Genomic DNA, 19,312 nt, shown 5'->3' with positions numbered 1-19,312 from the left:
AGCTACTTATATAAGCAACTGATTTATAAGAAGAATTTTGGTGAAGGTGGCGTCATTTGAACTCAAAATCTAAACATCTAATTTTAATAAACTTTTCTATTATTTAAAAAATTCTGTACCCATTTTGTACCCAAATTAGATTTAGTGCATTGAATACCAAAACTAATTTTGCTCAAATCCATATTTAGGATTAGAACTTGTGTACGCATTTTTACATATTTCACAGAAATAAAATGTGACGATATATCATTACATTTTTTGCTATTTCTTTTTCATGTATCATTCATTCCAACATACTCAGGGATAAGGTCATGTTTGAAACTATTGACGATTTGAAGACAAAGTTAGATCAGCATCGTCCTCTTTCCCCTACAATTGTAAAAAATCTACAAGAAGACCTTATTGTCCGTTGGACATATCATTCGAATGCGATCGAAGGCAATACACTTACCTTGCTTGAAACAAAGGTTGTCCTAGAAGGTATTACTGTTGGTGGCAAAGCATTACGAGAACATTTCGAGGCTATCAACCATAGAAATGCCATCTACTATGTTGAAGATATTATTCGTAAAGAGGAACCATTCTCTGAATGGCAGATTCGAAATATCCACCAACTCATTCTAAAAAATATTGATGATGAGAATGCAGGTCGCTATCGTCAACAAAATGTTTTAATTTCAGGTGCTACAACTACTCCACCAGACTACACACTGCTAAATGACAAAATGGCTCAGCTAATCGATTGGTACAATACAGAAGCACATAAGCTTCATCCAATCGAATGTGCTGCTAAAGTACATGCGGATTTTGTAGGTATCCATCCATTCATTGACGGCAATGGACGTACATCACGTCTATTGATGAATCTCGAATTACTTAAAGCTGGTTACCCGCCATGCGTTATCACTGTTGAAAATCGCTTAGCCTACTACGAAGCTCTAGATCAATGGATGGCTTATGGAAAAACTAAAGCTTTTATTCAATTGGTTTCCGAAGCTGTACTAGAGGGATTTAAACCTTATCAGGTTGTATTAGGAATTTAAAATCTACTTGTACCATAGCTTGTAAAAAAAACACTAAAACCTTAGGTTTGAACAAATATTTCTATCCTACGAGGCATAGCGAGGAGTAGATTTGGTTTGGCGATTAAATTCTACTCTCTCGCTATTTTTTTTTGCACACTAAATGTCAACAGACCACCCTATAAGTTTTCTTCTTTTTAGGTCTTTTTATTGGACTTCTTTTGATATCTACCATAACTATATCCCAATCTATCTATACTTTTCGACTGTAGGTAAATTTTTCGATAAATTCAAAAATACTGCTATGCAATTTTCATCAAAAGTTCTTTAAATTGTCATTATTCATTCAAATTTATCCATTATGTTATTGTCGCACTTACTTTTAGCGAAGCTTTAAACCAATGAAATTAAATAAATTCTTTAAATTATCTTGCATGCCCTTATTCACATTCGCCCTCCTCAGCCCGTCACTTTACGCAGCAGATGATTCATACTTAACACCCCATCAAGCCCCGAATAGCTTATTAATATTGCCAGAACCACCTGCACCTTCAAGTGCTGGATTTATACGTGATCAATCCATATTCAAACAGATGCAACTTGAACGAAGTGAAGCGAAATGGAAACAGGCTGCAATCGATGCAGATGTGTCTAATGAGCATCTTGGAGTGCCCTTTTCAGAGGCGTTTGGATTAGAGATCAGTGAAAAAAATACACCCATCTTATTTAACTTACTGAAGAAAGTTAAACGAGATAGCCGCTATAGCACTCAAGATGCCAAGAAACATTATAATCGTAAACGACCATTTGCTCATTTTGGTGTCAAGACATGCACGCCTCATGAAGAAACGAGCTTAAACCAAAATGGTTCCTATCCGTCAGGTCATACTACCATTGGCTGGACTTATGCACTAATTTTGGCAGAAATTCGTCCTGACCGTCAGAATGAGATTTTTAAACGTGGTTTTGATTTTGGTCAAAGTCGTGTCATATGCAATATGCATTGGCAAAGTGATGTGGATGCAGGACGCATTACAGGTGCAGCACAGTTTGCTCGCTTACAAGCAGATCCAACATTCCAAGCTGATATAGCTAAAGCCAAAATTGAGGTACAGCATTTATTAAATAAAATATTAAAATAAATCAAAGTGAAAAATGCCTGCTTAATGCAGGCATTTTTATATATTTATACTTTTTTCACCATTGGCTTTCCATATTCCACTTCAAAACGAGCAGCAACTGAAAGTTTCCCTCCTGGCTTTTCAACAAAATCGAGCACATTCAAGTCTGTTCGCATATGATCTTTAAAGAAATCTAAAGTTTGATAACCCCGCTGATCGTTAATAAATTTGATATGCGGATTTAATTTTAGAACATCTTCTTGACCTGGACGTATCGGTTGGCCATCACCGGTTGAAGTAATTGAAGTGGTTAAGAACTCAGTCGCGATTGAAGGTGACTGGTAATTGTTTGGATCACTAGGAATATTAGCAACAAAATATTGATGTAAATCGCCTGATAGAATCACCGTATTTCCATGTGGAGCATTGTCACGTATAGATTGTATGAGACGTTCGCGTGCGTAAGGATAGCCATTCCAAGTATCCTTTCCAAAATAGGCTTTACCTGATTTGTTATAACGTACCCATGGCATCACTTGAATTTGCTGTGCAAGTACATTCCAACGTTTATCGTGACGCATTTGCTTTGCTAGCCATGCTTCTTGAGTTTTTCCAAGCATCTGTTCATTTTTATGATTTCCTGTACTGCAATATCCTTGTTGATCCAACCCTTGCTCTAACTGTACTTTTGAACACAGGATCGCTGAACGATATTGACGAGTATCTAAGATATTCATACGCAACATTTGTCCAAAATCGAGTGTCCGATATGCTGTGATATCTGGACCATTTGGTTTTTGTGCTAAACGGACTGGCATATATTCATACCATGCTTGGAATGCTGCAGCACGACGTAATAAGAAAATTTCTTTTGTAGCGCCTTTTTCTTCTAAATCTGCTGCCCAGTTGTTATCAACCTCATGATCGTCAAAAGTCACAGCAAAAGGAGCTGATGCATGTGCAGCTTGTAAGTACGGATCTGAACGATACTGTGCATATCTCGTTCTATATTGAAAAAGAGTTTGAATTTCAGGCCCAATGTGCTTCCGTGCAGGAAGAGAAACACGTAAGTTACCTATAGCACGTCCGCCTCCTTTACCTTCTGGACCTTCATAAATATAATCTCCATAGTGGAAGACAATATCAAGATCTTCTTCCTTACTCATATAGTCATAGGCAGTGTAGTAGCCTGTTTCATAATGTTGGCAACCCACAACAGCAGCACGGACTTTTTCAGGCATTTGATTGGCACTTGCCGTTGATTTCGCTGTTCCTGTCGGGCTTTCATATCCCCCCATCAAGAATCTGTAATAATAACGCGTGTGTGGAGCTAAATTTTTGACTTCCACATGAACAGTATGATGTAAGTCAGGATGTGCTTGTGTCTCACCCGTTTGTACAATTTTTTTAAAATTTGCATCAAGTGCAATTTCCCATGTGACCTGAACTGCTTTATTTGGCATTCCACCATCAACGGAAAGTGGATAAGGTGCAATACGTGTCCAAATCACAAAACCATCAGGCCACGGATCACCAGATGCTACTCCTAATTGAAATGGACTAATTGGAAATTTTGGATTAGCCCAAGTTTTCACTGGGCTTAAACCGGATATGAGGGCAAGTGAAGTTAATCCCGCCAATCCTAATAAAAATTGTCGACGATCTGTATTAAATTGATTCATTTTTTATTTCACATTAAACTTGTAATTAAAATAAAGGAAGGCTGTAGGTTAAATAGATGCGCGTTTGCTCTTGTTCCGTCCCAGTACTTTTCTTAAATTTTCCATATTGGGCGGTAAAACCTAAATTTTTCAGCTTACCTTGTGGGACTTTATAGCGTAGGGTGTAATCAATCTCCGATTCTGTTGCACAGCCACATTTACCGAAATCACGGCCTTTTACTTTTATAAAAGAAACATTTAAACCTTTAAGATATTGATCTGTGAAATCATATCGGTAGCCATACCAAGTCGACTTTTCACCCGCATTGGTAAAGTTCTGTAGCAATCGGTTAGTAGGTAGATAAATAAAAGTGCCTTCAGCACCATTACCTAATCCACTCTGGTTCATATGTAAAAAATCACCATTATCTCCAATTTTTTGTGCACCAAACTGAACTTGGTGATTTTTAATTTTATACTTAAAATCTATACTTGCCGTTTGGTTATCCACTTTAGCACCGTAGCCTTTTTCACCCCGCTCATTGGCACCGGTTGCTTGAGTATCAAATAGTCTCAAATCTGTATTAAGACTTTGGTTTTCAGTGATCTTAAATTTATACTTGGCACCCAAAAATTGCTGTACATAAAAGTCATCCAACTCACCTATATAGTACTGTAGGGTCAAATCTTTAATGGGTTTCCAATCTGCACCTGCATATAGAAAGCCATCACTTGACTCAGTTGCACCTTTAATGGATAGCTCAGATTTATCGCGTGATGTTCGAGGAATAGCCTCTGTAATATAACCAGTCGTTATATTGAGACCTTTAATTTCTTTTGAATTGATTTGAGCTCCCATATAAGAAGATTCAAGTAATCTTGCAAAGCTTCGACTCAAAATTGGAAGATTTGGGCGTAATTCACCAACCTTTAACTCAGTATCACTATATTTTGCTTTTAAAGTTGGATATGCTCTCGTCCAATAGTTTGTAGGACCACCATCTTCCTCTAATGGGAACATCAATGAGTTTTTAGCTTGATCTTTACTACCGTCTAAGCGTATACCAATTGCAGCACTCGCATCTAATCCTAGTCCAACTTTACCTTCCGTATAACCAGACTGATATATCAATTCAATCCCCTGTCCCCAGACAGTAGAATCTTTATTGGTAGGTGATTGATCTTGATCAAAGTAATAATTTTTAAAATTAATTTTAGCTTCACTATCTTCTATAAAATTTGCATGTGCAGTTCCTATTATTCCAATTGATAAACATAAAGCATTGATAAATATAATATTGCAATTCAAAACACAACCTTTCACTTGAACTAGAAATTTTGAAATACCATATATACTAAATATGAACCTTATCTTTCAGATTGATGAACTTTGCATGACATATAAGTTAATTTTTTGGCGTAACTCTAGTTCTATGCTTATTGAACCGTACCGGGTTTGTCGTTGGTTCTCAAACCAATCTTCAGCCACTTCCTTAAAGTACGGACCTAAAGATTCGGATTGACGCTGACCATGAACGGTATAACGAACATTCCAATATTTTTGGCCAGCAGGTGTGACAAGTAGTGATAAGCCATTCTCATCAGAGAGGCGATAACGCTTTTCTTTGGGTTGAGCTTTTCTACATTCTGTATCTGTAAGTTTCATCTGTATTTACCCTATTTAGCACTAAAAATAATTGGGTAAATTTTCCCAATAATTACCCATGGAAGGCAAAAATTGGGTCACACAGCTTAGGACAGGATTGGACAATACAGCCAATAAAAAAGCCTTTAAACATTGAGTTTAAAGGCTTTTTTATATTCAGTCGAACATCTCTGAATGGAATTTTGGTGGAGGTGGCGGGAGTTGAACCCGCGTCCGCCAACATTACGCTCGAGAATACTACATGCTTAGATATCGTCTATTGATTTAGCTCTTTGTGACCCGACGAACAGGGTACAAATCGCGATCCTTTAAGATTTAGTACGAAACCCCAAGGCTTGATTTCATACGGACTTGTGTGCGTTCGCTTCAGTCGGGACCCCTAACCACAAGTATTCAGGGATGCGGACAAGCTGCCCTTAGGCAGCTAGAGCGTAAGTTTCGTCGTTTGCGACTATTAAAATGCAAATTTTATTTACGAGAGAAAATGCGCTCTCGGCATGCATCTATGAGTTTCATCATCAGCGTCGAAGCCAAGAACACCCCCAAAGTACAGAGCAATCATAGCATAACTGGTAAAAAATACGATGCATTTTCTACACAAATACACTTTTGAATGCGCCTGATTACATAATTGCGCTAATATTTAAAAATTCAAGTCAGTATTTAAAAAAATTATGAGCTATTTATTGGCCCTTGATCAGGGAACGACGTCTAGTCGTGCAATTATTTTTAATGAACATGGACAGGTTCAAGCGACAGCTCAAAAAGAAACACATATTCAAACTCCTCGTTCGGGTTGGGTCGAGCAAGATGCCTTAGAAATTTGGACTACCCAAATTGGTGTCGTTCAGCAAGCGATCGCTTCTGCGGGAGTTCTAGCAAAAGACATTAAAGCGATTGGACTCACCAATCAGCGTGAAACGACTGTTGTGTGGGATCGCCGTAATGGCAAGCCCCTTGCGCCGGCGATTATCTGGCAGGACCGCCGTGCGACAGAATGGTGTAATCAGCTGATTCAGCAAAGCCTGATGGATCAGGTACAACAAACAACCGGTCTACGCATTGACCCCTATTTCAGTGCCGGAAAGCTGGTCTGGTTATTAGAAAATGTCGATGGACTACGTGCGCTGGCAGAACAGGGACATGTCGCTTTCGGTACGATCGATAGCTGGCTGATCTGGAATCTGACCCAAGGCGCTGAACATGTGATTGAAACCAGTAATGCTTCCCGTACCATGCTGATGAATCTGCAAACTCAAAGTTGGGATGAAGGCCTACTGGATCTGTTTAATATTCCAGCTGCAGTCCTGCCAAGAATCATCAGCTCTGATTGCCATATTGCAGATACGGCACCTGGTTTATTAGGTGCTACCATTCCTATTACCGGTATTTTGGGCGACCAACAATCTGCCCTGTTTGGCCAATCCTGTTTTGAACCCGGTATGGCAAAAAACACTTATGGAACCGGCTGCTTTATGCTGTTTAATACTGGTCATGATATTCAACTGAGTCAGAACAAGCTGCTTTCCACGCTTGCTTGGCAAGCACAGGGTCACACGACCTACGCACTGGAAGGCAGTATCTTTATGGCGGGTGCGGTGGTGCAATGGTTACGGGATGGTCTGGGGATTATCCAAAAAAGTTCAGATGTAGAAAAACTGGCCTGTAAAGTTCCAGATACAGACGGCGTAGTTTTGGTACCTGCCTTTACTGGTCTCGGTGCACCGCACTGGGACAGTGAAGCACGTGCTTTACTTTGTGGGATGTCACGCGGTACCAATAAGTCCCATATTGCACGTGCTGCTTTAGAATCTATTGCCTTTCAAGTATCCGATATTCTGACTGCAATGCAATCTGATATTGCTCATCCTTTAAAAGAACTCCGTGTCGATGGTGGCGCAAGTTCAAATGATATGTTGATGCAGTTCCAGGCTGATCTGCTGAATGTCCCTGTGCTACGTCCAAAAATGCTGGAATCCACCGCTTGGGGGGCAGCAGCGATGGCCGGTTTAAAGTCCGGAGTTTTTTCCAGTCTGAATGAAATTTCCCAGTCCTGGCAACTGGATCAGGCCTTTGAACCGAAAATGCAAAATGATGAACGTGAAGCACACTTGGCCAAATGGCAAAATGCTCTGAAGCGGGCCAAATCAGACCTATAAACCATAAAAAAACCGCTGATTCCTCAGCGGTTTTTTTTAATTATCTCAGCTTCTAGTAAGCATAAGATGCAATCGCAGTCGCAATCGGTTTAGCCTCATCATTAATCAGCGTCATGCGCATCGTGCATCCCTTACGCCCCAGACGTAAGGTTTCCGCACGTGCAGTAAAGTATTTGCCACGCCCGGGTGCCAGATAGTCGACACGCATATCCACAGTCGCCAGACGTGAAACTTTTTTGCTGGTTTCTTGCATATCTTCAGGGCTGGCTTTTTTGTACAGCTCACCCATTGCGGTAATTCCACCAATACTATCCAGAATGGTGGCAGCCACACCACCATGTAAAATCTGGAATGCCACATTGCCAATCAGATCCTTCTGCATTTCTACATATGCTTCAATCTGTCCATCCACAACGCGCATTTGCATACCGCAATATTGGTAGAATGGTGAAGCATTAAAAGCATCACACAACTGGTTGAATAGAACATCCTTATTCGAGCCTAAATCAATATTTCCTGTCCAACTTTTCTCTGCTACCGTCATAGTTTGCTCGAATAACCTTGATTAAATAAAAAAATGTATCCATTTGCCCTAAATGCAAATTAAGGCACTACAATACCTATAGTTTAATATTGATCAATGAGATTTTTATGACCTATACGTTCAATCGTCCCGCGTTTCCTGCAACTCGCATGCGTCGTATTCGTAAAAATGAACACCTACGCTCAATGGTTCGTGAAACGCATCTCTCGGCTGATCATCTCATTTATCCAGTATTTGTTTTACCGGGACAAAACCAGACTCAAGACGTGCCAAGTATGCCAAATATTCAGCGCCTTTCGGCAGATCTGCTGGTGAAAAAAGCTGAACGCCTGCTTGAGTTGGGTGTCAGCAAACTAGCGCTGTTTCCGGTGACGCCACAAGAAGACAAAAGTCTGACTGCTGAAGCAGCATGGCGTGAAGATGGTTTAGTGCAAACCACAGTTCGCCTGCTGAAAAAAGAATTACCAGAAATGGTACTGATTACCGACGGCGCATTGGACCCTTATACCACGCATGGTCAGGATGGCATTATCGATGAAACTGGTTATGTCTTAAATGATGAAACGGTTGAATGTCTGATTAAACAGGGCTTAAGCCATGCCGAAGCCGGTGCAGATATCTTTGCACCAAGTGACATGATGGATGGCCGTATCGGCGCGATTCGTGAAGCTTTTGAAGCCAATGGTCATATCTATACGTCTATCATGGCCTACTCTGCCAAATATGCCTCCAGCTTCTACGGCCCCTTCCGTGATGCAGTAGGTTCTTCAAGCAACCTGAAAGGCGGCAATAAATACAATTACCAGATGGATGTCGGCAACCGTGCTGAAGCCCTGCATGAAATTGCTTTGGATATTCAGGAAGGTGCGGACATGGTCATTGTAAAACCAGGCCTACCGTATCTGGACATCGTGCGTGAAGTCAAAGATACCTTTGGTATTCCAACCTTCGTGTATCAGGTCAGCGGTGAATATGCGATGCTGGCGGGTGCAATCCAGAATGGCTGGCTATCTGACAGTGTAATTCTGGAATCGTTGATGAGCTGCCGTCGTGCCGGTGCAGATGGCATCTGGACCTACTTCGCGGAAGAAGCTGCAGTAAAACTGAAAGAAATGAAATAGTCTGGAATGCCTTTCTTGATTCAAGGAAGGCATTTTTTTGGTTTTTGGTTTAAACAAGATTCGAAAATAAGGGTTAAAACCTGATGCATATTGCCATCATCGGTGCAGGGATTAATGGACTCATGACTGCACTGGAGTTGATTGAACAGGGCTGTTCAGTAACGATTCTGGATCAGCAGCAGGCAGGAAAAGCTGCCTCTTGGGCCGGTGGCGGTATTCTTTCCCCGATGTATCCATGGCGTTATCCGCAGGCAGTCAATGCCTTGGCCAAATATGCCAAACCGCTATATCAGGACTGGAATAACAAATTAAAACCAGTTACTGGCATTGATTTTGAAATTCATGAAACCGGCATGCTGATCTTTGATGAAGAAGATTTCGACATTGGCTATCACTATGCTGAAAGACATCATGAGCCGATGCAGCAAGCGCTTTATATCGAGCAGGAACAGATTGAGCAGATCAATCCGCAGGTTTCATCCGAATTTAAACATGCCTTGTACTTCCCCCACATCGCCAATGTGCGTAACCCTCGCCTGCTACAATCGATTAGCTGTTATTTAAAACAGCATCCACAAGTGAGCTGGCTGGAACACACCCCGGTAAGCCAACTGAAAATTACTGCGGATCAGATTACAGCGGTACAGACTGGGGATGGCGAGTGGATTGAGGCAGATCAGTTTGTGTTTAGCACTGGCGCATGGTCAGGACAATGGTCGCAGCAGCTAAAAATAGATATCCCGGTGCATCCCGTACAGGGGCAGATGGTGTTATTTAAAACCCCAGAACACTGGTTACCTACCATGTGTATGAATCAGGTCATGTATCTGATACCACGTCAGGATGGGCATATTGTTTGTGGCTCCAGTATGCGCGAAGTTGGTTTTAATACCACCCCTGCTGCCGAGATTCGGCAGAAAATTCTGAATGCCTGTTTTGAAATGGTGCCAGAACTGGCAGAATTCCCAATTGTGCAAGAATGGGCTGGCTTACGCCCCGGCTCACCGCAAGGCATTCCCTATATTGGTCAGCTGCCCCAATTGAAAAATGGCTGGGCCAATTTCGGTCACTTTCGCAATGGACTATGCATGGCGCCTGCATCAGCTTTATTGCTGAGACAGCTGATATTCGGACAATCTACTTTAGTGGATGCACAGGCCTATGCACCGGATCAGTTACAGCCTTTCACTGCGCTTGCCCACTAGATCGGTGAGTGCTTCCTTGATGGTTGGAAACTCAAATTCAAAGCCAGCCTCTTGCAGTGCTTTAGGCCGGACATACTGACCATTTAAAATCAGTTGTGACTGCTCACCCAACATCCACTGCATCATATTGCCAGGCAAAGAGAATAATGGTTTACGCTTCAGTACCTCTGCTGCCGTCTGGCTAAAATGCAACTGACTGGTTTTCTCAGGTGCAACCACATTAAAGATCTGAGCGGTGGTTTTTGCATGCAGCAGGAAATCCATGACGTTAAGCAAATCCTGGATATGCACCCAGGCAAATGGCTGCCGGCCACTACCGATTCGACCCACCAGATTCATTTTGATTGGCATCAGCATTTGTGGCAAAAAACCACCTTTTCTGCCCAGCACCACGCCAAAACGCATGATCTTGGTATTCTGATCAGTATAGGATAAAGCCAGCTGCTCCCATTGCGCACAGAGCTGGGACATAAAAATCTGTTGGGGTGCCGCTTCTTCTGTATACACCTGTTGCCAATGCTCTTGCGGATCAATACCGTAATAGCCCACTGCGGATGTAGACAAAATACATTTCGGGAAAATCTGATTCTTTTTTAAAAATTCATAAAGTTGACGGGTCGTGTCTAATCGGCTCTGCAAGAGAATCTCTTTACGCTCGGCAGTCCAGCGCTCTGCACCGATATTTTCACCCGCCAGATTAATGACATAATCAATCTGACGGGTACGCAGTTCATCAAAATCATTGATCCAGTGAAAATCCGGATGCATTTCCAGCCGATGGCGCTCACGGGTCAGGCCAATGACATGACAGTCTAGTCCGAGAAAGTGTTTGACCGCGTACTGGCCAATAAAACCACTTGCTCCGGTAATGAGTACGACAGGCTTATGCATTGTTATTCAGTCGCTATTCTTATTAGGTCTCCAACATTGTAATGAACTGCTCTGCCTTTGGAGTTATCAAAAGATACCATTCATCATAACGACATAGAGCAAAAGGTATTAAGCCTGAATATTGGGGGTATTTCAGGCTATTTTTTAGACTAAAGTTCTAGGTACTGATGTTCAAATTATTTATTGAGAATTACCAAACATTTTGTTGGCCATACGTTGAGCCTGATTTCCATAGAACCAGTAAGTGAGCAGATATAATGGAATCGCAATCAATAAGAACATGATCACGACCACGCTCATAAACTGCGGTTGCTGAAGATACAGCATAAAATCCTGCCAGGCATTGGGATTGGAACGGGTTGCGACCAGAATTCCCAATAATAAAAATGCCAGGTTATACCCCCAGAAAATCAGACTGAATCCTAAAGTGATTTTTTTACGTTCGGCTTGTGTCGGTGCCCGACAGTTCTGACGAAGAAATTTAAATAATACCCAGATCATGGCTACCAGATATGGCACCATGGTCAGCACTGCTCCCATTCCCATCGGCATCAAGGCTGCAATCACCCCGCAAATACAGGTCATCACAAAACAGATTAAAAAAAACCAGAGAAAATAGCGTTTTAGCGGCGCCATAGCCATCACTCACACAACAGGATGCTGTCAGTATAAAAAAAAATGAGTTTTTTTTCATTGTATTGTCAACCAATGCTGAAAAGCTGACGTTATATAGGGTACAAGGTCACCAAATTTGTACCGGCATCCACAAATCTGTTTGATCTTTGCTAAAGCAATAAGACTCGTGTGCAGCAGAAAGTTTTGAATAGCAGCCAAAATTTTCTTAAACAGCATACTTTGACCGACGATTTCACCATCACTCGAATCGTCGGTCTTTATTTTTTGGGCTTCTAAATTTTTATTCCTTATTGCTTCAGTTTAAACATAGATAAAAAACAAGAAATTAAATTGCCTTATTAGGGGCAGATAGAAAGTAGTTGCCCAACCCGATACTGGTTTTCTCAGATCGAGCTCACTATACTGATATTTTTCATCCAGACGAAAACGATCATTCCTGCTTCGGAAGTAAGATTTTTGCTGGTTTCATCCATGCTTTTACCCACTTCGGGTGTTTAAACTTTTATAGGCTCAGGGGACATGGCAGTTCATTTTCTACATACATCAGATTGGCATTTGGGGCAGTTTTTCCATAATCATGATCGTGAATTTGAACATCGCCAATTTCTCAGCTGGCTGCTGAAACAAATTAAACAAAAACAGCCAAATGCCCTGCTAATTGCAGGCGATATCTTTGATGTCATCAATCCGTCCTCCAGCGCTCAGAAACAGCTTTATCAATTTTTAACCAGTGCCCATGCACTGGCACCGCACATGCAAACCCTGATGATTGCCGGTAACCATGATTCAGGTTATCGCATCGAGCAGGTTGAGCCTTTTCTTGCCAAATTCAATGCACGTGCAGTCGGTGTCATCAGCCGCAAGGAAAATAATCAGCTGGATCTGGATCGTCTGATGGTGCCGATTTATAGCCCTGAACAGAAAATTGTAGCCTGGTGCCTGGCCTTGCCTTATCTGCGTAGTGCCGAAATTACCGGACTGAATGAACATACCAGCAGCAATCAAAGTGCAATAGCCTATTTACACCAGCAACTGATTGCTGAAGCACGTGCGCGTCAACAGCCAGATCAGGCGCTGATTCTGATGTCACATGCGCATATGCAAGGTGGAGAAACTTCGGATTCTGAACGTCCGATTGTAGTGGGACATGAAGAAGCCTTATCGACGGTGCTTTTTGAAGATGGTATTGATTATGTCGCGTTGGGGCATTTGCATAAGCCGCAGAAAGTCGGTCAGGAACATATCCGCTATAGTGGTTCCCCGATTCCGCTGTCTTTTAGTGAACTGAATTATAAACATCAGGTCGTAGAGGTACGAATTGACCCGATGCAGTCAGATGAACAACGCTTTCAATATGAGCCTCTGATCATTCCACGCACTGTAGATCTGCTCCGGATTCGTGCCGACCTCAATGATCTGATTGACCAAGTCAAGGCCTTGCCGAATGGTGAAATTGAACAGCTGTTTGCACGCCATTTCCTGGAAATTGAATACACTACCACTGCGCCTCCCCCAGTAGATCTCAGACAGCAGATTGAACAGGCTTTGCCGCCAAACCGTTACCGACTGCTACGTATTTCCCGGATTTATCAGCAAGTAGCGGACTCAAGCACGCACATTTCTAAAATTGATCTGGCGCCTCCGACCCCGGAATCCCTGTTCGTCAACCTCTGGGAAAAGATGGGTTATGATCCAGATGACTCGGTAAAGCGTGATTTCCTGCAGCTGCTACATGAAGCCCAGCAAGATATTGATGTGCAGCAGCCATAAGGAAATGCCATGAAAATTTTACGTTTGAGTTTAAATAATCTGGCTTCTCTGGCGGGTAGCCATGATATTCGCTTTGATGATAGCCCGTTAGCACATGCCGGCCTGATTGCCATTACCGGTAAAACTGGTGCAGGTAAATCTACCTTGCTGGATGCCATGTGTTTGGCACTGTATAACGAAATTCCACGTTTAAAAGGTGCGACTGGCAGTCTCAAAGATACGGGTGGACAGGATGTTTCCATCAAAGATTCTAAAAATATTCTGCGTCGTGGCACAACCACCGGCTTTAGTGAACTGGAATTTATTGCGCTGGATAGTAAACGCTATCTTGCCCGTTGGGAAATCCGCCGTGCCCGCAATAAAATTGATGGCAATTTAAAAGTCGACCGTTATATCAAATGCCTGGATGATGACACCACACTTACACAGAAAATATCCGAAGTTACGCCGCTGATTGAAAAACTGATTGGACTCAGCTTTGAGCAGTTTACCCGTGCTGTCCTACTTGCCCAGTCTGAAGTGGGAGCCTTCTTAAAAGCCAAAGATCATGAACGTGCAGACCTGCTGGAATATTTGACCAATTCACAAATTTTCAGTGAGGTCAGTAAAAAAGCGGCAGAAAAATTCAGTGAAGTAAAAAATAAGCGCAGTGATCTGGAAAAGCTGATTGGGCATATTGAAATTCTGTCCGAAGAAGATATGAACGCCTTACAACAGCAACAGACGGCGCTGTCTTTACAATTACAGAATCTTCAGCAATCTGAAAAACTGCTGGAAAATGAGAAAAAATGGCATCTGGACCGTCATAAGCTGTATGCCGAAGTCCATGCTAAAAAAGAAGTGTATGACGTCCAGCTGGATGCCATAAATAAATCTGCAGGACAGCAACAATTACTGGAACAGCTGGATGAATTCCAGTCTATCCGTGATCAGTTTATTCAGCGTTCCCATTTAGAACCGAAAAAAATTCAGATTCAGCAACAACAGGCACAATTCACCCTTGAATTTGAGACGCTAAAAAAACGCTTTACTGAAGAAGAAACTAAACTTACAGGCTTACAGCAACAGCAGCAAAAATTTCACCAGCATTTAGACCAGATCAAGCCACATCTGGAAGCAGGCTTAAAGCTGGATCATGCCATCCATACGGTATCTGAACAGTATAAAAAAATAAATGCGGAGCAAAGCCAGTTTCAAGCGACTCGCCTGCAACCTTTAGAACAGCAGTTAGCACAACAACAATTGGCCTTAAGTCATACTCAGGCTCAACAGCAGCAGATCACTCAGCAGTTAACCCAATCAGAATTTTTAAGTGTTTTTGATCAGGAACCTCACGCAACCCTGCAACGTATTCAAGACTATTTACAGCAGTCTCAACAACTATTGCAAAACAATCCTGAAAGTCTGAATCAGCCTTTGTCTGAACTGGAAAAAACTGTTGCCGAATTATCTGCCAAGCTCAATCACTGGATCCAGCAACATCAAAGTATTGAACAGTTAGATCAGCAACTTAAATCTGTTCAGCAGACACGCCAACAGCATCATACTGAACAACTCCAGCTTGATGTTCTACAGCAACACTTGCAACAGACTCTTCAGCAATCTCAAGAGTCAGAGCAACTACAAACTTCTATAAATACCCAGCAACAGCAACTGCAATTATTGCAGGATGCTGAACAAAAGTTGCAGCAACAGATTCAATCCGAACAACATGCTTATGAACAGCTGGAGCAGATTTTAGCCCAGCAACGTTTGTTATATACGCAAAGCGTGCAGGAACTGCGTGCCCAATTAAAACCTGATCAGCCCTGTATGGTGTGTGGCAGTCATGCACATCCTTTTGTTCAGGGACAACATGAGCTGCTGGAACAAAGCCTGCACCAACTCCAGGAACAGCAATTACAGCAAGCCAAACAACAGCTCGATCAGCTGCTTCAAACCCAGCAACAGAAATGGATTGAAATCTCAAAGCTGCAAACTGTGATTGAACAGCAACAGCAGCGCGTGAAAGCATTACAACAGCAAATTCAGCAGCAACAGATTGCATGTACAACTCAGCTGGCGACTTTAGGGGTTATTGCTGATAACGAAAACGATTTAAATCATTTAACCCAACTTTTAAAAGATCACAAAAATGGCAACTTGCAGCAGATTGAACAGTTGCAACAACAAGAACAGCAGTTACAGCAGTTATTACAGCAATGGCGTCAGCAGCAACAGCACTTGCATCAACTGCAATTGGTTCTGCAACAGCGCGCACAATTGGCCCAGTTCATTCAGCCTATCATCAATGTATTACCTGAGCATTATTCATCTCAGGATCCAATAAAATGGTTATCTACACTGCAGCAACAGTTACAACAGCGTATGCAACATTTAGGTGCGCAAAAGCAATTGGAAGCTGAGCTGCAAGCACAGCAACAAGCAGTTGATAAAACCCAATATCAGCTGCAAGTTGAACAGCAGAACTTTGCTCAATGCCAGCAGTCTCTGGAACATCTCATCCAGCAAGGTAAAGACCTGCGCCAGCAACTAGCCGAATTGACCGAGCAATATGCAGGACAAGTATATCGGGTGGCTGCAGAGTGGCAGATGACTTTGGATCAGCAAACCAAGGCCTTGCAACAGCAACTGGAAATCCAGCGACAACAAACCAGTCAGGCAGAAAAACAGCTACATCAGGCCGATCTTAAGCTACAGGATTTCATAACCCAACAGCAGCAGCTTGATCAGCAGCTTGAGCAATATCAGCAGAGTATTCAGGCTTGGCAGCAAGTCCATCCACAGGTGAGCACAGAACAGATTAGCCAATGGTTAGCTATCGATCTCGCCAGCCATCAGCGTATCCGTCAGGATCTGGCCAATCAGAAACAGGCATTGGAAAATGCCAAAACCGCATGGCAGTTACTCGAAGAACAATATCAGGTGCATTTAAAACTACAGCCTGAACATGAATTTGAGGACATTGAACAAAAACTTGCTGTGCTGATACAGGAAAAGACAGCAAAACAAGAAGCCCTGAATGAGACCGATGCCAAACTGCGCATGAATACCAACAACCAAAGCACGTATACCAAATATCAGCATCAAATTGAGCAGATTAAGGCTGAAGAATATCGCTGGGGCCGGATTTATGACTTAATTGGACATAAAGAAGGTACCAAATTCCAGAAAATTGCTCAGGAACATCATCTGGATATTCTGGTTGAATATGCCAACCAGCAGCTTCAGCCTTTGGCTCCACGCTATCAGCTGTACCGTATTCCGAACAGTCTGAGTTTGGCGATTATTGACCTGGATATGAACAGTGAGGTCCGCCCCGTACTTTCCCTGTCCGGTGGGGAAACTTTTCTGGTATCACTGGCATTAGCCTTAGCCATTGCCAACATGGCCTCTGGTTCGATGAAGCTGGAATCGCTGTTCATTGATGAAGGTTTTGGTACGCTCGACCCAGCGTCTTTACATATGGTGATGAATGCACTGGATCATCTGCAAAGCCAGGGTCGTAAAGTCGTGCTCATTTCGCATGTTCAGGAAATGCATGAACGGATTCCAGTCCAAATTCAGGTTAAACCAGTCGGCTCTGGCGCCAGTACCATTCAGATTATAGGCTAGCGCACATGAATATGACTTCACGCAGATTTTCAGCTGAATTCAGCTTACAACTGGAAAGCTTGCGTGGAGTGAGTGCGATTGTGGTGCTATTCAGTCACTGCTTTCAGGCGTTTATCGCCCCTTTTGATTTAACCCTCTATTCCTGGGTTCGGCTGCTGGGTCAGGCCGCGGTGATGATGTTCTTTGCTTTAAGTGGTTATCTGATCGGAACCTCTATACAAAATAATATCCAGCAAAACAGCCAGTTTAATCTGTCTCACTATATCCAGCAGCGCTGCCACAGGATTTTGCCGCCTTTCCTGTTTGCCCTCGCTCTGACCTTGATCTTATATATTCTGGCACCTTATTTCTTTAGTTCTCATAGTCATCAGTTTCAGAACAGTTTTGGCATAATGATTCGCACCACCTATAGTCTGGAGTGGGACAATTTTCTGGGTTCATTATTCTTTTTAAATGGCTTTGTGACGCCCACCCTATCTGCCAATGCGCCATTATGGAGTTTAAGTTTTGAAGTCTGGTTTTATGTGCTGGCAGGCTTTTTGCCTTTTTTAAAACACTCCGCTATTGCCAGACTCGGTTTTGCTTTAGTGTTCATTACACTTACAGCCCTTAACCCCCAGTTTTTGATTTATTTTCTTTTATGGTTGACAGCCTTTGCCAGTTCATTTGCTCATATTCAACACTATGTCTTAAATCATTTAAATTCACTTAAACTGGGCTGCTTGAGTGTGGCCTTTTTTATTGCCTGTATGGACGCCTATAACTTTCATATCATCGATCAGGTCAAGATTTATCGTGGCAACTATTTTGTGCCATTTAACATGTTGATGGGATTGGCTTTTGTCTGCTGGCTGATTCAACTGCAACAACAGCTCAGTCACTATCAACCGGTCTGGATAAAGTCCGCGAGTTTTTCCTATACCCTCTATGTCACTCATTTTCCTTTACTGCTGTTTATTTTGGGCTGCTTTCCACAAAGCCGTGCTTATGGTCTAGGGGGAGCTGTTCTGGCTCTAGTTGCGACTATGCTGGTTTTAGTTCTACTGGCTAGCTTAATGGCAAAATTCCTCGAACCACAAAAAAGAAAAGCGTTATCCAACTCAATGCCATAACGCTTTTTTTTAACAATCCTGAAAATACGGATCTGTTAATCTTTTTTAGGACGTGTACCAAACAAGGCTGTGCCGACACGCACCATGGTTGAACCTGCGGCAATCGCTTCGGTCATATCGCCTGACATCCCCATACTCAAAGTATCCCAATCCTCAGGTTGAGCATGTCGCGTTTTAACCGCTTCGAACAAAGCCTTGGCATCGGCAAAAGCCGCCGTATTATGTGGCGCCGGAATCACCATCAACCCGCGCAGACGTAGTTTAGCTAATTGGCTGATTTGTGCTACCAGATCCGCTACTTCTTCTGGCTGACAGCCATCTTTAGTATCCTGCCCGTCGATATTCACCTGAAGACAGATATTTAGGGGTGCTTGATCATCTTCACGCTGACTGGACAGACGTTCAGCAATAATCAGACGATCTACCCCATGTACCCAGTCAAACTTTTCTGCCAGATGCTTGGTCTTGTTCCGCTGAACATGCCCAATGAAATGCCATTCAATCTCTAGATCCTGCAACTTTTCAATTTTATCTAGCGCTTCCTGTAAATAGTTTTCACCAAAACTGCGCTGTCCGGCTGCATACATTTCCGCCAACATTTCTGCTGGATGTGTCTTTGAAACAGCCAGCAGCTGCACGGTCTGTTCATCACGACCAGCCTGCTGACATGCAGTGTGGATTTGGGCCAATACCTGATCTCGTGCGAGTTGCATCATTTTCATTGACGGAGTTCTCATTTCGTTCATGTTTTTTTCCCTTGCTCCCCAACTAAGTGTTGGTTAAGCTGTG

14 protein-coding genes, 1 other RNA gene and 1 pseudogene are annotated in these 19,312 nt (G+C 42.6%); 8 read left to right on the top strand and 8 right to left on the bottom strand.

What is annotated here, in order from left to right:
- The first annotated feature begins 311 nt into the window (after window positions 1-311).
- Together IHE35_RS03430 and IHE35_RS03425 are read left to right on the top strand one after the other, a co-directional pair.
- On the top strand, window positions 312-1,043 hold the full coding sequence (locus tag IHE35_RS03430; RefSeq protein WP_242789314.1) for a Fic family protein: 732 nt from the start codon (window positions 312-314) through the stop codon (window positions 1,041-1,043).
- A 380-nt stretch (window positions 1,044-1,423) separates the two neighbouring features.
- Window positions 1,424-2,164 carry a phosphatase PAP2 family protein gene (locus IHE35_RS03425; protein ID WP_242789313.1) on the top strand — a complete coding sequence of 247 codons (741 nt, stop codon included), beginning with the start codon at window positions 1,424-1,426 and terminating at the stop codon, window positions 2,162-2,164.
- A gap of 44 nt (window positions 2,165-2,208) precedes the next feature.
- Here IHE35_RS03425 and IHE35_RS03420 read toward each other — a convergent pair whose 3' ends face one another.
- The 4 genes and pseudogenes from IHE35_RS03420 to ssrA all read right to left on the bottom strand — a co-directional run bounded on the left by IHE35_RS03420 (window position 2,209) and on the right by ssrA (window position 6,014).
- On the bottom strand, window positions 2,209-3,825 hold the full coding sequence (locus IHE35_RS03420; protein ID WP_242789312.1) for an alkaline phosphatase D family protein: 1,617 nt from the start codon (window positions 3,823-3,825) through the stop codon (window positions 2,209-2,211).
- Window positions 3,826-3,850: 25 nt separating this feature from the next.
- Window positions 3,851-5,113, bottom strand: a complete 1,263-nt coding sequence (locus tag IHE35_RS03415) for an OprD family outer membrane porin (RefSeq protein WP_242789311.1) — start codon at window positions 5,111-5,113, stop codon at window positions 3,851-3,853.
- Window positions 5,114-5,257: 144 nt separating this feature from the next.
- Window positions 5,258-5,470: pseudogene (locus IHE35_RS03410) on the bottom strand (Arm DNA-binding domain-containing protein); the annotation flags it as partial.
- Window positions 5,471-5,653: 183 nt separating this feature from the next.
- Window positions 5,654-6,014: a transfer-messenger RNA gene (gene ssrA, locus IHE35_RS03405) on the bottom strand.
- A 130-nt stretch (window positions 6,015-6,144) separates the two neighbouring features.
- On the opposite strand from ssrA, the gene glpK reads away from it, so the two are divergent.
- Entirely contained in the window at window positions 6,145-7,629 is a 1,485-nt protein-coding gene (glpK, locus tag IHE35_RS03400; RefSeq protein WP_242789310.1) for a glycerol kinase GlpK, read from the top strand.
- A gap of 52 nt (window positions 7,630-7,681) precedes the next feature.
- On the opposite strand, the gene IHE35_RS03395 is transcribed toward glpK, so the two are convergent.
- Entirely contained in the window at window positions 7,682-8,173 is a 492-nt protein-coding gene (locus IHE35_RS03395; RefSeq protein WP_004893342.1) for a thioesterase family protein, read from the bottom strand.
- A 107-nt stretch (window positions 8,174-8,280) separates the two neighbouring features.
- Here IHE35_RS03395 and hemB point away from each other — a divergent pair, with 107 nt between their 5' ends.
- Window positions 8,281-9,294 (top strand): porphobilinogen synthase, encoded by a 1,014-nt coding sequence (hemB, locus tag IHE35_RS03390; RefSeq protein ID WP_242789309.1) that lies wholly within the window; start codon window positions 8,281-8,283, stop codon window positions 9,292-9,294.
- 83 nt (window positions 9,295-9,377) lie between these two features.
- Complete coding sequence (gene thiO, locus IHE35_RS03385; RefSeq protein ID WP_242789308.1) at window positions 9,378-10,499, top strand: glycine oxidase ThiO; 1,122 nt, start codon at window positions 9,378-9,380, stop codon at window positions 10,497-10,499.
- Here thiO and IHE35_RS03380 read toward each other — a convergent pair.
- Both IHE35_RS03380 and IHE35_RS03375 read right to left on the bottom strand, forming a co-directional pair.
- Window positions 10,470-11,390 (bottom strand): TIGR01777 family oxidoreductase, encoded by a 921-nt coding sequence (locus tag IHE35_RS03380; RefSeq protein ID WP_242789307.1) that lies wholly within the window; start codon window positions 11,388-11,390, stop codon window positions 10,470-10,472. The genes thiO and IHE35_RS03380 overlap by 30 nt on opposite strands.
- 180 nt (window positions 11,391-11,570) lie before the next feature.
- Window positions 11,571-12,026, bottom strand: a complete 456-nt coding sequence (locus tag IHE35_RS03375) for an ABZJ_00895 family protein (RefSeq protein ID WP_242789944.1) — start codon at window positions 12,024-12,026, stop codon at window positions 11,571-11,573.
- A 519-nt stretch (window positions 12,027-12,545) separates the two neighbouring features.
- Here IHE35_RS03375 and IHE35_RS03370 point away from each other — a divergent pair.
- From IHE35_RS03370 to IHE35_RS03360, 3 genes are read left to right on the top strand one after another with little or no spacing between them, the layout of a single operon-like run.
- The gene (locus tag IHE35_RS03370; protein ID WP_242789306.1) at window positions 12,546-13,796 is read left to right on the top strand and encodes an exonuclease SbcCD subunit D; all 1,251 of its coding nucleotides are present in this window, start codon (window positions 12,546-12,548) and stop codon (window positions 13,794-13,796) included.
- 9 nt (window positions 13,797-13,805) lie between these two features.
- Entirely contained in the window at window positions 13,806-17,411 is a 3,606-nt protein-coding gene (locus IHE35_RS03365) for an AAA family ATPase (protein WP_242789305.1), read from the top strand.
- 5 nt (window positions 17,412-17,416) lie between these two features.
- Window positions 17,417-18,523: an acyltransferase gene (locus IHE35_RS03360; RefSeq protein WP_242789304.1), complete on the top strand. Its 1,107-nt coding sequence runs from the start codon at window positions 17,417-17,419 to the stop codon at window positions 18,521-18,523.
- A gap of 35 nt (window positions 18,524-18,558) precedes the next feature.
- Here the strand turns inward: IHE35_RS03360 and IHE35_RS03355 are convergent, their stop codons facing one another.
- On the bottom strand, window positions 18,559-19,245 hold the full coding sequence (locus tag IHE35_RS03355) for a YggS family pyridoxal phosphate-dependent enzyme (RefSeq protein ID WP_242789943.1): 687 nt from the start codon (window positions 19,243-19,245) through the stop codon (window positions 18,559-18,561).
- Window positions 19,246-19,312 lie beyond the last annotated feature (67 nt).

It is taken from the genome of Acinetobacter sp. ASP199, assembly GCF_022700675.1.
In the GTDB taxonomy this organism is placed as follows: Bacteria; Pseudomonadota; Gammaproteobacteria; order Pseudomonadales; family Moraxellaceae; genus Acinetobacter.
This window is presented reverse-complemented; position numbering and strand designations above follow the sequence as displayed.

Excerpts from the sequence above, each read along its gene's own strand:
- IHE35_RS03430 (WP_242789314.1), top strand. The coding sequence starts at position 312 with ATGTTTGAAACTATTGACGATTTGAAGACAAAGTTAGATCAGCATCGT.
- IHE35_RS03425 (WP_242789313.1), top strand. The coding sequence starts at position 1,424 with ATGAAATTAAATAAATTCTTTAAATTATCTTGCATGCCCTTATTCACA.
- IHE35_RS03420 (WP_242789312.1), bottom strand. The coding sequence starts at position 3,825 with ATGAATCAATTTAATACAGATCGTCGACAATTTTTATTAGGATTGGCG.
- glpK (WP_242789310.1), top strand. The coding sequence starts at position 6,145 with ATGAGCTATTTATTGGCCCTTGATCAGGGAACGACGTCTAGTCGTGCA.
- IHE35_RS03395 (WP_004893342.1), bottom strand. The coding sequence starts at position 8,173 with ATGACGGTAGCAGAGAAAAGTTGGACAGGAAATATTGATTTAGGCTCG.
- hemB (WP_242789309.1), top strand. The coding sequence starts at position 8,281 with ATGACCTATACGTTCAATCGTCCCGCGTTTCCTGCAACTCGCATGCGT.
- thiO (WP_242789308.1), top strand. The coding sequence starts at position 9,378 with ATGCATATTGCCATCATCGGTGCAGGGATTAATGGACTCATGACTGCA.
- IHE35_RS03380 (WP_242789307.1), bottom strand. The coding sequence starts at position 11,390 with ATGCATAAGCCTGTCGTACTCATTACCGGAGCAAGTGGTTTTATTGGC.
- IHE35_RS03375 (WP_242789944.1), bottom strand. The coding sequence starts at position 12,026 with ATGGCGCCGCTAAAACGCTATTTTCTCTGGTTTTTTTTAATCTGTTTT.
- IHE35_RS03370 (WP_242789306.1), top strand. The coding sequence starts at position 12,546 with ATGGCAGTTCATTTTCTACATACATCAGATTGGCATTTGGGGCAGTTT.
- IHE35_RS03365 (WP_242789305.1), top strand. The coding sequence starts at position 13,806 with ATGAAAATTTTACGTTTGAGTTTAAATAATCTGGCTTCTCTGGCGGGT.
- IHE35_RS03360 (WP_242789304.1), top strand. The coding sequence starts at position 17,417 with ATGAATATGACTTCACGCAGATTTTCAGCTGAATTCAGCTTACAACTG.
- IHE35_RS03355 (WP_242789943.1), bottom strand. The coding sequence starts at position 19,245 with ATGAAAATGATGCAACTCGCACGAGATCAGGTATTGGCCCAAATCCAC.